This window comes from Microbacterium petrolearium (genome assembly GCF_054782875.1).
In genome coordinates this window covers 133,755-148,909 of sequence record NZ_BAAGRQ010000006.1, presented here as the reverse complement: position 1 = coordinate 148,909, position 15,155 = coordinate 133,755, and the positions used below count along the sequence as shown (strand labels likewise).

The 15,155-nt window shown below is 72.0% G+C and carries 13 protein-coding genes and 1 pseudogene; all 14 read left to right on the top strand.

What is annotated here, in order from left to right:
- Positions 1–310: pseudogene (locus tag ACYVJ0_RS06915) on the top strand (hypothetical protein); the annotation flags it as partial.
- A gap of 11 nt (positions 311–321) precedes the next feature.
- Complete coding sequence (gene argS / locus ACYVJ0_RS06910; RefSeq protein ID WP_460816876.1) at positions 322–1,986, top strand: arginine--tRNA ligase; 1,665 nt, start codon at positions 322–324, stop codon at positions 1,984–1,986.
- A gap of 282 nt (positions 1,987–2,268) precedes the next feature.
- Positions 2,269–3,018 (top strand): LmeA family phospholipid-binding protein, encoded by a 750-nt coding sequence (locus ACYVJ0_RS06905; protein ID WP_460816875.1) that lies wholly within the window; start codon positions 2,269–2,271, stop codon positions 3,016–3,018.
- Positions 3,019–3,066: 48 nt separating this feature from the next.
- On the top strand, positions 3,067–4,494 hold the full coding sequence (gene lysA, locus ACYVJ0_RS06900; protein ID WP_460816873.1) for a diaminopimelate decarboxylase: 1,428 nt from the start codon (positions 3,067–3,069) through the stop codon (positions 4,492–4,494).
- Positions 4,491–5,789, top strand: a complete 1,299-nt coding sequence (locus ACYVJ0_RS06895) for a homoserine dehydrogenase (protein WP_460816871.1) — start codon at positions 4,491–4,493, stop codon at positions 5,787–5,789. The genes lysA and ACYVJ0_RS06895 overlap by 4 nt, the downstream gene beginning before the upstream one ends.
- On the top strand, positions 5,786–6,760 hold the full coding sequence (gene thrB, locus ACYVJ0_RS06890) for a homoserine kinase (protein ID WP_460816870.1): 975 nt from the start codon (positions 5,786–5,788) through the stop codon (positions 6,758–6,760). The genes ACYVJ0_RS06895 and thrB overlap by 4 nt, the downstream gene beginning before the upstream one ends.
- Positions 6,757–8,157 carry a threonine synthase gene (gene thrC, locus ACYVJ0_RS06885; RefSeq protein ID WP_460816868.1) on the top strand — a complete coding sequence of 467 codons (1,401 nt, stop codon included), beginning with the start codon at positions 6,757–6,759 and terminating at the stop codon, positions 8,155–8,157. The genes thrB and thrC overlap by 4 nt, the downstream gene beginning before the upstream one ends.
- Before the next feature lie 301 nt (positions 8,158–8,458).
- Entirely contained in the window at positions 8,459–10,474 is a 2,016-nt protein-coding gene (rho, locus tag ACYVJ0_RS06880; protein ID WP_460816866.1) for a transcription termination factor Rho, read from the top strand.
- A 7-nt stretch (positions 10,475–10,481) separates the two neighbouring features.
- The gene (gene prfA / locus ACYVJ0_RS06875; RefSeq protein ID WP_449854012.1) at positions 10,482–11,555 is read left to right on the top strand and encodes a peptide chain release factor 1; all 1,074 of its coding nucleotides are present in this window, start codon (positions 10,482–10,484) and stop codon (positions 11,553–11,555) included.
- 261 nt (positions 11,556–11,816) lie between these two features.
- A complete protein-coding gene (locus tag ACYVJ0_RS06870; RefSeq protein WP_460816865.1) occupies positions 11,817–12,518 on the top strand; it encodes a CHAT domain-containing protein in 702 nt (233 codons plus the stop codon).
- Positions 12,519–12,641: 123 nt separating this feature from the next.
- Positions 12,642–12,977 (top strand): PadR family transcriptional regulator, encoded by a 336-nt coding sequence (locus tag ACYVJ0_RS06865; protein WP_460816863.1) that lies wholly within the window; start codon positions 12,642–12,644, stop codon positions 12,975–12,977.
- A gap of 1 nt (position 12,978) precedes the next feature.
- Positions 12,979–13,353 (top strand): DUF1048 domain-containing protein, encoded by a 375-nt coding sequence (locus ACYVJ0_RS06860; protein ID WP_449854002.1) that lies wholly within the window; start codon positions 12,979–12,981, stop codon positions 13,351–13,353.
- Positions 13,350–14,111, top strand: coding sequence for an ABC transporter ATP-binding protein (locus ACYVJ0_RS06855; RefSeq protein ID WP_449854001.1), 762 nt, complete (start codon positions 13,350–13,352; stop codon positions 14,109–14,111). Before ACYVJ0_RS06860 ends, ACYVJ0_RS06855 begins: the two co-directional genes overlap by 4 nt.
- Positions 14,111–14,908 (top strand): ABC transporter permease, encoded by a 798-nt coding sequence (locus ACYVJ0_RS06850; protein ID WP_460816861.1) that lies wholly within the window; start codon positions 14,111–14,113, stop codon positions 14,906–14,908. Before ACYVJ0_RS06855 ends, ACYVJ0_RS06850 begins: the two co-directional genes overlap by 1 nt.
- The last annotated feature ends 247 nt before the right edge of the window (positions 14,909–15,155 follow it).

Sequence of the window (15,155 nt, the reverse complement as noted above, 5' to 3'; positions counted from 1 at the left end):
CCTGTGCAGGTTCCACCACATGAACCTCCACCACCACCGCTACCGCATCACCCGCGACCGCCACGGCCCCTTCCTGCTCCACCCACCCGACAGCAGCGAACCCACCGAACTCCCCACCCGCTCACCCCTCCGCTGGGCCTTCGGGGCCCGCCGCCCCACACCGCGTGATCTCGACTGCCTGATCCTGGGCCGGGTGCGGCTCGCTCGGCTGCCGAGCGGAGTGAGCGAAGCGAACGCAGATGAAGCGACGCCTGCGCCCTCGCTCGGGGCGGCAGGCCGCTCAGCATTCGTCCGCCCCGCGCCGCCATAGACTTGACGCCTATGAATCCCGATGCCCTCGCCGCCGCTCTGCTCGCCGTCCTCGCGCCGATCGCCGAGCGACGCCGACCGGGCGAGGACCTGGGCATCACCGCCGCCGACATCGCGTTCGAGCGTCCGAAGAACCGCGACCACGGCGACTGGGCCACGAACACGGCCATGAAGTTCGCCAAGAAGCTCGGCACCAATCCGCGCGAGCTCGCGCAGGAGATCGCTGAGGGTCTCACCGCCGTCGACGGCGTCGCGGGCGTGGAGGTCGCCGGTCCCGGCTTCATCAACATCCGCCTCGAGGCTGCCGCGGCCGGCGCGCTCGCGAAGACCATCGTCGACGCGGGCACGGCGTACGGCACGGGCACGGCCTTCGCCGGGCAGAAGATCAACCTCGAGTTCGTCTCGGCCAACCCCACGGGGCCGATTCACCTGGGTGGCACGCGCTGGGCCGCGGTCGGCGATTCGCTCGCGCGCCTGCTCTCCGCGCAGGGCGGCGACGTCACGCGGGAGTACTACTTCAACGACCACGGCGCGCAGATCGATCGCTTCGCCCGCAGCCTCGTCGCCGCCTACCGCGGCGAGCCCACGCCCGAGGACGGGTACGGCGGCGCGTACATCGGCGAGATCGCGCAGCGGGTAGTGGAGGCGTACGACGGCGACCTCGCGGCTCTCGACGCCGACCAGCTGCAGGAGACCTTCCGGCGGATCGGCGTCGACTTCATGTTCGACGACATCAAGAAGAGCCTCCACGAGTTCGGCGTCGACTTCGACGTGTACTTCCACGAGAACGACCTGCACACCTCCGGAGCCGTCGCGCGCGCCGTGGAGCGCCTGCGCGAGCTGGGTCGGATCTTCGAGCAGGACGGCGCGGTGTGGCTGCGCACCACCGATTACGGCGACGACAAGGATCGCGTCGTCATCAAGTCGGACGGCAACCCCGCGTACATCTCGGGAGACCTGGCGTACTACCTCGACAAGCGCGAGCGCGGCTTCGACCGCTGCATCATCATGCTCGGCGCCGATCACCACGGCTATGTGCAGCGCCTCATGGCGATGTGCGCGGCCTTCGGCGACGAGCCGGGCGTGAACCTGCAGATCCTCATCGGCCAGATGGTCAACCTCATGCGGGACGGCCAGCCTGTTCGCATGTCGAAGCGCGCCGGCACGGTCGTGACGCTCGAGGACCTCGTCGACATCGTCGGCGTCGACGCCGCCCGCTACGCGCTGGTGCGCAGCTCGACCGACTCGAACCTCGACATCGACCTCGACGTGCTGCAGAAGCGCACCAACGACAACCCGGTGTTCTACGTGCAGTACGCCCACGCGCGCACGCACAACGTCGCGCGCAACGCGGTCGATGCGGGCGTCACCCGCGACACGTTCGCGCCCGAGCTGCTCACGCACGAGACCGAGGCCGCGCTGCTCGGCGCGCTGCAGGAGTTCCCGCGCGTCGTGGCCTTCGCCGCCGACCAGCGCGAGCCGCACCGCGTCGCCCGCTACCTCGAGGAGATCGCGGGGCTGTACCACCGCTGGTACGACAACTGCCGCGTCACCCCCAAGGGCGACGAGCCCGTCGAGCCCGTGCACGGCACGCGCCTGTGGCTCAACGACGCCACGGGCCAGGTGCTCCGCAACGGCCTCGCCCTGTTGGGAGTGAGCGCCCCCGAGCGCATGTGACGGGGGTGTGCCGGATCGGTTGCTGAACGGAGCGAGCGCCCGCGAGCGGAGATGAAGCGACCACAGCAACCGGTGGTTTCGACTCCGCGCCCTTCGGGCGCTTCGCTCAACCCGTCTCCGCTCGCTTCGCTCGGTCGACGAGCGGTGAATCTGCGCTCGTCGACCGGAGCGGCGCAGCCGCGGAGCGGAGACGGGTCGAGCAAGCGAGCGAAGCGAGCGCGCCGAGACCAAGGCCGCAACCGTTCGCACCCGCGACCAAGGTCGGGATGAGAGGGTGCACGTATGAAGCGGCGGCGGTGGGGATGGATCGTGGCGATCGCGGCGGTGGTCGCGGTCGCGGCCGGGGCGTTCGTCGCCGGCGAGGCCGTCGCACGCTCCGTCATCCGCGACCGCGTGCAGGACGCCGTCGTCGACGCCGGCGTCCGCGTCGAGCACCTCGACGTCGAGATCCCGGGGCTCGTCATCCCGCAGCTCATCGGCGGCCGGATCGACGAGGCGCACGTCACGGGCGAGCGCGTGTCCTACGACGGCCTCACCGCCGACGTGCGGCTCGCGCTCGAGGGCGTCGACACCGGCGCCATGACCGCCGAGCGCGCCTCCGCCACCGCCGCCCTCGACGCCGCCGCTCTCGAGAGCCTCCTCGGTCGCGCGAGCTCGGGCACCGCGTGGCAGGCGCTCGGCGACGCCGCGCGGATCGACATCGCCGAACCCGACATCGCCGTCTCGGGCGAGGTCCCGATCCTCGGCGCCCTCCAGCTCACGCTCCGCCCGTCCGCGGCCGACGGACAGCTGCTGCTGTCGCCTGTCGAGGCCGCGCTCGGCGACTGGCGCATGCAGCTGCCCGGCGAGCTCCCGCCCGGCGTGCCGGACGCCCTCGCCCAGCCGATCCCCGTGTGCCTGTCGGACAGCCTGCCGCGCGGCATCACGCTGTCGGACGCGACCGTCGAGGGCGACGAGCTCATCGCCCACCTCGCGCTCGACGGCGGGCTGCTGAACGATCCGACGCTGCAGCAGCCCGGCGACTGCGCATAAGGCTCAGTGCGAAGGGGCGCGCCGCCGGACTCGTCCTAGACTCGTCGGGTGACTCACAGCCCCGACGGGGCCGTCGTGCCCGAGTGGCTCGCCGTGCCCGACGACCCGAATGACCTCGTCGAGGCGGTCTGGCCCGCGGGCGCGGATCGCGACGCCGACGGCGTGCTGCGCATCGGCGGCATCCCCGCCACCCAGCTGGCCCGCGACTTCGGCACGCCCCTGTACGTGCTGGACGAGGACGCCGTGCGCGCCAGGGCCCGCGAGGTGCTCGCCGCCTTCCGCGACGCCGCCGCCCGCCACGGCACGGACGCCCGCGTCTACTACGCCGGCAAGGCGTTCCTCAGCGGCGCCGTCGCCCGCTGGGTGCGCGAGGAGGGCCTGGCCCTCGATGTCGCCACCGGCGGCGAGCTCGCCATCGCGCTCGCGGCAGGCGTCGATCCGTTCCACATCGGGCTGCACGGCAACAACAAGTCGGTCGCCGAGCTCGAGCAGGCCGTCTCGGTCGGCATCGGATCCGTGGTGATCGACAGCCCGATCGAGCTCGAGCGGCTCGCGGCCATCGCCCAGCGCCTCGGCGTCGTGCAGCGCGTGCTCGTGCGGGTCAACAGCGGCGTGCACGCCGAGACCCACGACTTCCTCGCCACCGCGCACGAGGACCAGAAGTTCGGCTTCCCCCTCGCGCAGGCGCCCGAGGTCGTCGCGCGCATCCGCGAGCTGCCGCAGCTGGAGTTCATGGGCCTGCACTGCCACATCGGCTCGCAGATCTTCGGCGCCGCCGGCTTCGCCGAGTCGGCCGCGCGCCTCGTCGACGTGCACGCCCGCCTGCTCGAGGGCGGCGACGTGCCCGTGATGAACCTCGGCGGCGGGTACGGCATCGCCTACACGCGCGCCGAGCACCCGACCCCGATCGCGCAGCTCGCCGGCGACATCGTCGACGCCGTGGCGGGGGAGTGCGCCGCCCGCGGCATCCCCGTGCCGAACCTCGCGTTCGAGCCCGGCCGCGCGATCGTCGGCCGCGCCGGCGTCACGCTCTACGAGGTCGGCACCGTCAAGCCCGTGCAGGTCACCGACGCCGTCACGCGCCTCTACGTGAGCGTGGACGGCGGCATGAGCGACAACGCCCGCACCGCGCTGTACGGCGCCCAGTACTCGGCGCGGATCGCGTCGCGCACGAGCGGCGCCGAGCCGGCCCTCGCGCGGGTCGTGGGTCGGCACTGCGAGTCGGGCGACATCGTCGTCGACGCCGAGTACCTGCCCGCCGACGTCGCCCCCGGCGACCTGCTCGCCGTGCCCGCCACCGGCGCCTACTGCCACTCGCTCGCCAGCAACTACAACGCCGTGCCCCGCCCGCCCGTCGTGGCGCTGTCGGGCGGATCCGCGCGCGTCATCGTGCGCGGCGAGACCATCGACGACCTGCTCGCGCGCGACCTGGGCCTGCAGCCGGGCGCCGCGCACCCGAAAGAGGAGACCGAATGATCGAGAAGCGCACGCTCCGGGTCGCGCTGCTGGGCGCCGGATCGGTGGGATCGCAGGTGGCGCACCTGCTGCTCACGCACCGCGAGGAGCTGGCCGAGCGCGCCGGGGCCGAGCTGGAGCTCGCGGGCATCGCCGTGCGGAACCCCGACGCGCCGCGCGACGTCGAGCTGCCGCGCGAGCTGCTCACGACCGACGCCGAGAGCCTCATCGTCGGCAGCGACATCGTCATCGAGCTGATGGGCGGCATCGAGCCGGCGCGCACGCACCTGCTCACGGCGCTCACCTCGGGCGCCGACGTCGTCACGGGCAACAAGGCGCTGCTCGCCACGCACGGATCCGAGATCTTCGACGCCGCCGACCAGGTGGGCGCGAGCGTGTCGTACGAGGCGGCCGTCGCCGCCGCAATCCCGATCATCCGCCCCCTCAAGGACTCGCTCGCCGGCGACCGGATCCAGCGCATCTTCGGGATCGTCAACGGCAGCACCAACTTCATCCTCGACAAGATGGACCGCGAGGGCCTGAGCGCCGAGGAGGCGCAGCGGATCGCGACCGACCTGGGCTACCTCGAGGCCGACCCCACGCTGGATCTGGAGGGCTACGACGCCGCGCAGAAGGCGGCGATCCTCGCGAGCCTCGCGTTCCACACCAAGGTGTCGCTGGACGACGTGCACCGCGAGGGCATCGAGAACGTCACGGCCGACATGATCGAGGGCGCTCGCCGCGCCGGCTTCGTCGTGAAGCTGCTCGCGGTGTGCGAGCGCCTCGACGACGACGGCGAAGAGTCGATCTCGGTGCGCGTGTACCCCGCGCTCATCGAGCGCGACCACCCGCTGGCGAGCGTGCACGGCGGCAACAACGCCGTGTTCGTCGAGGCGGCCGCCGCGGGCCCGCTCATGTTCTACGGCGCCGGCGCCGGCGGGCTGCAGACGGCCTCGGCCGTGCTCGGCGACGTCGTCTCGGCCGCCCGCCGCCACATCGCCGGCGGCGTGGGCGTGGGCGAATCGCCGCGCATGAGCCTGCCGACCGCGCCCATCGGGCGGATCCTCACCCGCTACCAGGTGCGCCTGGAGGCGACGGACGAGCCGGGCGTGCTCGCGACGATCGCGGGGATCTTCGCCGACGGCGGCGTCTCGGTCGCCACGGTGGATCAGAGCCAGCGCGAGGGCGACACGGCGTCGATCGTCATCGGCACCCACCGCGCCCGCGAGCAGGCGCTGAGCGACACCGTCGCGCGCCTGGCCGCCAGCGACGCCGTCGAGCGCGTGGTCTCCGTGCTGCGCGTCGAAGGGGAATGAGCGCCGAGCCCGCCGCGCCGCGCACCGTGCACGTGCGCGTCCCGGCGACCAGCGCCAACCTCGGCCCCGGCTTCGACACGCTCGGCCTCGCGCTCAGCGTGTACGACGAGGTCGAGGTGACCGCCCTCGCGCCGGGCGAGCTGGAGATCGAGGTCACCGGCAGCGGGGCGGAGCACATCCCGCGCGACGACTCGCACCTCATCGCCCGCACGATCCGGTACTGCTTCGAGGCGGCCGGCGAGCGCGCGCCCGGGCTGCGGATCGTCGCGCACAACGGCATCCCGCACGGCAAGGGGCTGGGGTCGTCCGGCGCGGCCGTGGCGGCGGGCGTGCTCGCGGCGAACGGGCTGCTCGGCGGGCGGCTCACCGACGCCGACCTGCTGCGGCTCGCGACCGAGCTCGAGGGGCACCCCGACAACGTCGCGCCCGCGCTGTTCGGCGGGCTCACGATCGCGTGGACCGAGCACGGGGTGCCGCAGCACAAGAAGCTGCTCGTGCACCGCGGCGTCGCGCCCGTCGTGTTCGTGCCGGATCGGACGATGTCGACGTCCATGGCGCGCAGCGTGCTGGCCGCCGAGGTCTCGCGCGAGGACGCGGTGTTCAACGTCTCGCGCTCGGCGCTGCTGATCGCGGCGCTCACCCAGAGCCCCGACCTGCTGCTGTCGGCCACCGAGGACAAGCTGCACCAGGAGCGCCGCGCGCAGGCGATGCCCGAGACCTTCGCGCTCGTGGGCGCGCTGCGCGCCCGCGGGTTCGCGGCCGTCGTCTCGGGCGCCGGGCCCAGCGTGCTCGTGCTCGCCGACGGACCCGGTCGCCGGCTCGAGGCCGCCGCCGTCGCCGAGGAGGCCGCGGACGGGTCGTGGCAGGCGCTCATGCTGGCCGTGGACTTCATGGGCGGCACGACACACGCGTCCGACGACCCCAGAATGGACATGTCGCGACAGCTGACCCGAGGAGCGCCGGATCGATGAACTACCTCTCCACCCGAGGCGGCGGCGAGCCGCTGTCGTTCAGCGAGGCCCTGCTCGAGGGGCTGGCCCCCGACGGCGGGCTCTCGGTGCCGGCCGAGCTTCCGGAGGTCGACGGCGAGACGCTCGAGCGCTGGCGCGCGCTGACCTACCCGCAGCTGGCGACCGAGATCCTCGCACTCTTCGCGACCGACATTCCGCGCCGCGATCTCGCGCGCATGGTGGCCGCGGCGTACGAGCCCTTCCCCGGCGAGGTCGTGCCGCTGCGCGCGATCGGCGACGGGATCGAGCTCGTCGGGCTCTCGGAGGGGCCGACCCTGGCGTTCAAGGACCTCGCCATGCAGTTCCTCGGCCAGGTGCTGGAGTACGCGCTCGAGCGCCGCGGATCGGTGCTCAACGTGCTCGGCGCCACGTCGGGCGACACGGGATCGGCCGCCGAGCACGCGCTGCGCGGCAAGGAGCGGATCGCGGTGTTCATGCTGTCGCCGCAGGGCCGGATGAGCGCGTTCCAGCGCGCGCAGATGTTCTCGCTCGACGATCCGAACATCCACAACATCGCGATCGACGGCGTCTTCGACGACTGCCAGAACCTCGTCAAGCAGCTCGCCGGCGACCTGGAGTTCAAGCGGGCGCACCACCTCGGCGCCGTCAACTCCATCAACCTGGCCCGCATCACGGCGCAGGTCGTCTACTACTTCTGGGCCTGGCTGCGCGCGACCGACGCGGGCGGCTGGACCGAGCTGTCGTTCACCGTGCCGTCGGGGAACTTCGGCAACATCCTCTCCGGCTTCTACGCGCGGCAGATGGGCCTGCCGATCCGCCGCCTCGTGCTCGCGACGAACGAGAACAACGTGCTCGACGAGTTCTTCCGCACGGGCGTGTACCGCCCGCGCGGGGCCGCCGAGACCCTCGCGACCTCGAGCCCGTCGATGGACATCTCGAAGGCGTCGAACCTCGAGCGCTTCATCTTCGAGCTCGTCGGCCGCGACGCCGCGCGCGTCGTCGACGCGTGGCGCGAGCTGGAGGGCGGATCGTTCGACTTCTCGTCCGAGCAGCCGCGCTTCGCCGAGGAGTTCGGCCTCGTGAGCGGCACGTCGACGCACGCGGATCGCCTGGCGACGATCCGATCCGTGCACGAGGCGACCGGGGATGTCATCGATCCGCACACGGCCGACGGCGTGAAGGTCGCGCGCGAGTTCGCGGAGCCGGGCGTGCCGATGCTCGTGCTCGAGACGGCCAAGCCCCACAAGTTCGCCGAGACGATCCGCGAGGCGATCGGCGTGGAGCTGGAGCTGTCGCCCGAGCTGCAGCAGATGATGTCCGCGCCGCAGCGCGTCGTGGAGATGCCGGACGACGCGAGCGCGCTGCGCGACTACATCGCCTCGGCCGCGCTGCGCTGAGCCTCCCGCTGCTGGACGTCAGCGCCGGAGGCGTGGAGGTGAAACGACCGTGGCAAGCGCCGTCGGCGCCGCGCCGAGGTGGTACAGTGAGGATCACAGCGGAGGGTGCCTCAGAGCACGAATTCTGACCTCCGTCGCAATCTGCGAAGCCCCGCACGGTCACCCCACCGTCCGCCCGAGTGTGTTCTCTTCGGTGCGGCAACCGGTTGACCGGCGCACGACGTGGCGCGCGCACGGTGGATCCCGTCTGACGGATCCCCCTGCGGCTGGCTGAGAATCCACGACCCGATGAGGAGTCACGTTGGAGTCCATCTCCGAGATCCAGTCCGAAGCCGTCGAGGCCAAGGGCGACGAGAGCGTCACCGCTCCCGCCACCGCCGAGACCGCCCCCGAGGCGAGCACGGCCGAGGCCACCGAGGCCCCGGCGAAGGCGCCGCGCAAGCGTGCACCGCGCCGCGCCAAGGCCGCGTCCACCGTCGCCGCCGTGGAGGCGACCGGCAACGAGCAGGCCGCGCCGGCCGCCGAGGCTCCGGCCGAGCAGGCAGCGCCCGCCGCCGCCGAGGCCGCGGCCGAGCCCGCCGAGGTGCCGGCCGAGAAGCCGAAGCGCGCCCCGCGCCGCCGCGGCAAGGCCGCCGAGACCGATGCCGCCGCGGCCGCCGAGGCCGAGAAGCCCGCCGAGGCGCCCGAAGGCGACAAGCCCGAGGCGCCGCAGGCCGACCAGGCCGACGCCGCGAAGTCCGACGCCGCGAAGGCCGAGAAGCCCGAGGCCGACAAGGCCGAGCAGCCCGAGGCCGATGCCACCGAGAAGCCTGCCCGTGCCCCGCGCACCAAGGGCGGCCGCGGCGCGAAGGCCGCCAAGAGCGACGACGCCGCCGAGGCGCCCCAGGCCGAGCAGGCCGAGGGCGACGCGCGCAAGAACGACGCCGAGTCGGCCGACGAGCAGGACGGCGACGGCGAGGAGGGCTCCGGTCGCGGCCGCAGCCGCCGCAGCCGCAGCCGCAACCGCAACAAGAACAAGGGCGACGGCCCGCAGAACGGCGGCGCACAGCCCGAGGCGCAGGCGCAGCCGCAGGAGGACCGCAACCGCCGCAACAAGCGCACGCGCGGCGCCCAGAGCGACGAGTTCGAGCCGGAGATCGGCGAGGACGACGTGCTCATCCCGATCGCGGGCATCCTCGACGTGCTCGACAACTACGCGTTCGTCCGCACCACGGGCTACCTGCCCGGCCAGCAGGACGTGTACGTCTCGCTCGGCCAGGTGAAGAAGTACAACCTGCGCAAGGGCGACGCCGTCGTCGGCGCCATCAAGCAGCCCCGCGAGAACGAGCAGCAGGGCCGCCAGAAGTACAACGCCCTGGTCAAGGTCGACTCGATCAACGGCCTGTCGGTGGACGACGCGGCCGACCGCGTGGAGTTCGGCAAGCTCACGCCGCTGTACCCGCAGGACCGCCTGCGCCTCGAGACGGCGCCCGAGAAGCTGACGCAGCGGATCATCGACCTCGTCGCGCCGATCGGCAAGGGCCAGCGCGGCCTCATCGTCGCGCCCCCGAAGGCGGGCAAGACGATCGTGCTGCAGCAGATCGCGAACGCGATCGCGCAGAACAACCCCGAGGTCCACCTCATGGTCGTGCTCGTCGACGAGCGCCCCGAGGAGGTCACCGACATGCAGCGCACGGTGAAGGGCGAGGTCATCGCCTCGACCTTCGACCGCCCCGCCGAGGACCACACGACGGTCGCCGAGCTCGCCATCGAGCGCGCCAAGCGCCTCGTCGAGCTGGGCCGCGACGTGGTCGTGCTGCTCGACTCGATCACCCGCCTGGGCCGCGCCTACAACGTGTCGGCCCCCACGTCGGGCCGCGTGCTCTCGGGCGGCGTCGACGCGTCGGCGCTGTACCCGCCCAAGCGCTTCTTCGGCGCCGCGCGCAACATCGAGAACGGCGGATCGCTCACGATCCTCGCCACGGCGCTCGTCGAGACCGGATCCAAGATGGACGAGGTCATCTTCGAGGAGTTCAAGGGCACCGGCAACATGGAGCTGCGCCTGTCGCGCCAGCTCGCCGACAAGCGCATCTTCCCGGCGGTCGACGTGAACGCGTCGAGCACCCGCCGCGAGGAGATGCTGCTGAGCCCCGACGAGGTCAAGATCACGTGGAAGCTGCGCCGGGCCCTCGCGGGCATGGACCAGCAGCACGCGCTCGGCGTCATCCTCGAGAAGCTCAAGGAGACGCAGTCGAACGTCGAGTTCCTCGTCCAGATGCAGAAGTCGATCCCCTCGGCCGGCGGGCGTTCCTCCGGCGACGAGAACCAGATCCGCTGATCCGCGCGTGTTCGAGTCCGTCGATGCGCTGATCGACGAGCACCGCCGGGTGCAGGAGGAGCTCTCCGACCCGGCGGTGCACGCCGACGCCGCGCGCGCCAAGCGCGTCAACCGCCGCTACGCCGAGCTGTCGCGCATCGTCGCGGCCCACCAGGCGTGGGTCGGCGCGGGGGAGGACCTCGAGGCCGCGCGCGAGCTCGCCCGCGAGGACGAGGCGTTCGCCGACGAGATCCCCGCGCTCGAGGAGCGGCTCGCCGAGGCGCAGGAGCGGCTGCGGCGCCTGCTCATCCCGCGCGATCCCGACGACGCCCGCGACGTGATCATGGAGATCAAGGCGGGCGAGGGCGGTGCCGAGAGCGCGCTGTTCGCCGCCGACCTGCTGCGCATGTACCTGCAGTACGCGGCCTCGCGCGGCTGGAAGACCGAGATCCTCGAGCGCGACGAGTCGGATCTCGGCGGCTACAAGAACGTGCAGGTCGCGATCAAGGGATCGTCCTCCGATCCCGCGCAGGGCGTGTGGGCGCACCTGAAGTACGAGGGCGGCGTGCATCGCGTGCAGCGCGTGCCGGCGACCGAGTCGCAGGGCCGCATCCACACGTCGACGACCGGCGTGCTCGTCTTCCCCGAGGTGGACGAGCCCGAGGAGATCGCGATCGATCCGAACGACCTGAAGATCGACGTGTTCCGCTCGTCCGGCCCCGGCGGGCAGTCGGTGAACACGACGGACTCCGCCGTGCGCATCACGCACATCCCGACCGGGATCGTCGTGTCGATGCAGAACGAGAAGTCGCAGCTGCAGAACCGCGAGGCCGGCATGCGCGTGCTGCGCGCCCGCCTGCTCGCCCGGCAGCAGGAGGAGCTCGCGGCCGTCGCGGCCGATGCGCGCAAGTCGCAGATCCGCGGCATGGACCGCTCGGAGCGCATCCGCACCTACAACTTCCCCGAGAACCGGATCGCCGACCACCGCACGGGCTACAAGGCGTACAACCTCGACGCGGTGCTGAACGGCGCGCTGGATCCCGTCATCCAGTCCTGCATCGAGGCCGACGAGGCCGAGCGCCTCGCCGCCCTCGGCGACTGACCCCGGCGGTCTTCGAGCTCCGTGGCATACTCCGGCGCCGCCGCGGCATGAGGTCCCCGGGCACCTCGAGAGAACGAGCGCCGCGGCACGTATCAGGCCCGCCCTTGCGCGCTCCGTGGTGGTGATCGCTCCCACCTCACGCGAAGGGCACCGCGTCTATGCCTGTCTCCTCACCGCTCCCGGCTCTGCTCGGGTCCCTCAACGATGTGCAGTTCAGCTGGGACTCCGTGCTCGCTCGCGGCGGCCGGCGACCCGCGCCGCGTGCTCCTCACGGCGCCCGGCTCGCTGGCGGGGATGCCGTGGGCGATGCTGCCCGGCATGCGCGGGCGCGCCGTCACCCTCGCCCGGTCGGCCTCGCGCTGGCTGGCCTCGCGCGGCCGCTGGACGCCCGCGCGCTCGGTCGGGTTCGCCGTCGGGCCCGCCGTCGCCCGCGGGCTCGAGGAGGTGGAGCGCGCCTCCTTCGCGTGGGAGAGCGAGCGCGGCCCCGCCGCGGCGGGGCCTCGCCCGATCCTGCACGGCGCCGAGGCCCACGTCGAGGCCGTGACCGCCCTCGCGCATCGGGCCGAGGCGCTGCACGTCGTCGCGCACGGCCGGCACGCACCCGGCTCGCCCATGCTCTCGGGCCTGAGCCTGGCCGACGGCATCCTCTTCGGTTACGACATCGACCTCATCGCCGATCCGCCCGCCACCGTCGTGCTGTCGGCGTGCGAGCTGGGGCGCTCGTCCGTGCGCTGGGGGTCCGAGGCGCTCAGCATGGCCAACGCGTGGCTGCACGCGGGCACGGTGAGCGTGGTCGCCGCGCCCGTCATGGTGGCCGACGACATCGCGGCCGAGGTGCTCAGCGCCTTCCACGGCGGCCTCGCGGCGGGCCTCGCGCCCGCGGAGGCGCTCGCGCTCGCCGGCCAGGAGACGGGCCTGGCCTCGCCCTTCCTCGCCCACGGCAGCGGCTTCACCCCAGCCTGATTCGCGCTCGCGAAGAGACCCGCGAGCCGGGCTTGCGCCCGGCGGTATTCAGTGTCACTATGTACTGGTAGTCAACGTCGCTAAGTACTAGTACGTAGCGTCACCGAGTAGCAGGAGGATGGAATGGGCAAGCAGACGACGGAGATGCTCAAGGGCGTGCTCGAGGGCATCGTCCTGGGCGTCCTGTCGGCGCGCCCCGCCTACGGATACGAGATCACCGCATGGCTGCGCGACCGGGGATTCTCCTGCATCGCGGAGGGCACCATCTACGCGCTGCTCGTGCGCATCGAGCAGCGCGGGCTGGTGGACGTGGAGAAAGTCCCGTCGGAGAAGGGGCCGCCGCGCAAGGTGTACTCGCTCAACGCGAGCGGGCACGAACGACTGAACGAGTTCTGGGACGACTGGAGCTTCCTGGCCGCACGGCTCGAGGAGCTCCGCGCCGACAAGGGAGAGAAGTGACATGGCCGCAGGATGGATCGAGAAGCTCACGGGCTCGCTCGAGCAGAAGAAGCAGAAGCAGTACAAGGCGCGCCTCGAGGCGCTGCCCGGCGACTACCGCGTCGCCGCCCAGGCGCTGGATCGCTACGTGATGTACGCCGGCGGCATCGCCGACGGCGAGGTCATGATGCGGATGTTCGGCGACCTCGCCGACCTCTTCGAGGAGCACGCCGCGGCGGGCACGCCCATCCGCGACATCGTGGGGGATGACCCGGTGGAGTTCGCCGAGGAGTTCGTCTCGAACTACGCCGACGGGGGCTGGATCACCAAGGAGAAGGACCGCCTGAAGAAGGCGATCGACGGCGTCGACACGGGGAGCGGATCACGAGCGCGATGAACGCCCCCGCGATCCGGGTCGTGGGCATCGAGAAGTCGTTCGGCGAGCTCAGCGTGCTGAAGGGCGTGGACTTCGAGGTCGAGCGCGGCAGCATCTTCGCCCTGCTCGGCTCGAACGGGGCGGGCAAGACCACGCTCGTGCGCATCCTCAGCACGCTGCTGAGGGCCGACGCCGGCGCCGCCTCGATCATCGGGCACGACGTCGCGTCCGACCCGCAGGCGGTGCGCGAGGCGATCAGCCTCACGGGCCAGTTCGCGGCGGTGGACGAGGTGCTCACGGGGCGCGAGAACCTGGCCCTCGTGGCCCGCCTTCGGCACCTGCCCGATCCGGGCCGGGTCGCCGACGAGCTGCTCGAGCGGTTCTCGCTCGCCGAGGCGGGCGGGCGCCGCGCGGGCACCTACTCGGGCGGCATGCGCCGCCGCCTCGACATCGCCATGAGCCTCATCGGCGAGCCGCCCGTCGTCTTCCTCGACGAGCCGACCACGGGCCTCGACCCCGAGGCGCGGATCGAGGTGTGGGACACCGTGCGGGAGCTCGCCGGCCGCGGCACGACGATCCTGCTCACCACGCAGTACCTCGACGAGGCCGAGCAGCTCGCCGACCGCATCGGCATCCTGCACGAGGGCCGGATCCTCGTGCAGGGCACCCTGGCCGACCTCAAGGCGCTCATGCCGCCCGCGAAGGTCGAGTACATCGAGAAGCAGCCGAGCCTCGAGGACGTGTTCCTGCGGCTCGTCGGAAGGAAGGAGGCCGCCTGATGCGCCGTGATGAGCGAGCGCAGCGAGCCGAAGTAGCCATCGCACACGCGCTCGGCGACACCGCCGCGCTCACGGGCCGCTCGATGCGGCACATCCTGCGCAGTCCCGACACGATCATCACGACGGCGGTCACCCCGATCGCCATCATGCTGCTGTTCGTCTTCGTGTTCGGCGGCGCGATCGACACCGGATCGCAGTCGTACATCGACTACATGCTGCCGGGCATCCTGCTCATCACGATCGCCTCGGGCATCGCGTACACGGCGTATCGGCTGTTCCTCGACCTGCAGGGCGGGCTCTTCGAGCGCTTCCGCTCCATGCCGATCGCGCGGTCGTCGGTGCTGTGGTCGCACGTGCTCACCTCGGTCGCGGCCAACCTCGTGTCGGTCGCGCTCGTGATCGGGGTCGCTCTTCTCATGGGCTTCCGCACGGGCGCGGGCCCGCTCGCGTGGCTCGGCGACGCGGGGATCCTCGCGCTGTTCACGCTCGCGCTCACGTGGATCGCGGTCGTCGCGGGGCTCTCGGCCAAGTCGGTGGACGGGGCGAGCGCGTTCTCGTACCCGCTCATCTTCCTGCCCTTCATCAGCTCGGCCTTCGCGCCGACCGAGTCGATGCCGGGTCCCGTGCGCTGGTTCGCCGAGAACCAGCCGGTCACGTCGATCGTGAACACGATCCGCTCGCTCTTCGCCGGCCAGCCGGTCGGCGGCGAGATCTGGATCGCGCTGGCCTGGTGCGTGGGCATCCTCGCGGCGGCCTGGATCGGCGCCACGCTGATCTACCGCCGCAAGGCCCGGTGAACTCGCAGGTCGTCGACCGACACTTCGACTCGCTTCGCTCGCTCAGTGCGAGTCTCCGCGAACGGAGACGGCTTGAGCGGAGGCCCCGCAGGGGCCGGAGTCGAAAGCAGCGTGCTGTGATCTGGCCTCGACTTCGCTTCGCTCCGCTCGGCCCGTTTCCGCTCCGGCGCTTCGCGCCTCCGGTCGACGAGCGGGTTCGCTCGAGGGGCACCTCATCGGTTGCTGAACTTCAGCGCCGAAGGCGCGG

Bases quoted from the DNA above. Each gene is read 5' to 3' on its own strand.
- argS (WP_460816876.1), top strand. From the start codon at position 322: ATGAATCCCGATGCCCTCGCCGCCGCTCTGCTCGCCGTCCTCGCGCCG.
- ACYVJ0_RS06905 (WP_460816875.1), top strand. From the start codon at position 2,269: ATGAAGCGGCGGCGGTGGGGATGGATCGTGGCGATCGCGGCGGTGGTC.
- ACYVJ0_RS06895 (WP_460816871.1), top strand. From the start codon at position 4,491: ATGATCGAGAAGCGCACGCTCCGGGTCGCGCTGCTGGGCGCCGGATCG.
- thrB (WP_460816870.1), top strand. From the start codon at position 5,786: ATGAGCGCCGAGCCCGCCGCGCCGCGCACCGTGCACGTGCGCGTCCCG.
- thrC (WP_460816868.1), top strand. From the start codon at position 6,757: ATGAACTACCTCTCCACCCGAGGCGGCGGCGAGCCGCTGTCGTTCAGC.
- ACYVJ0_RS06865 (WP_460816863.1), top strand. From the start codon at position 12,642: ATGGGCAAGCAGACGACGGAGATGCTCAAGGGCGTGCTCGAGGGCATC.
- ACYVJ0_RS06860 (WP_449854002.1), top strand. From the start codon at position 12,979: ATGGCCGCAGGATGGATCGAGAAGCTCACGGGCTCGCTCGAGCAGAAG.
- ACYVJ0_RS06855 (WP_449854001.1), top strand. From the start codon at position 13,350: ATGAACGCCCCCGCGATCCGGGTCGTGGGCATCGAGAAGTCGTTCGGC.
- ACYVJ0_RS06850 (WP_460816861.1), top strand. From the start codon at position 14,111: ATGCGCCGTGATGAGCGAGCGCAGCGAGCCGAAGTAGCCATCGCACAC.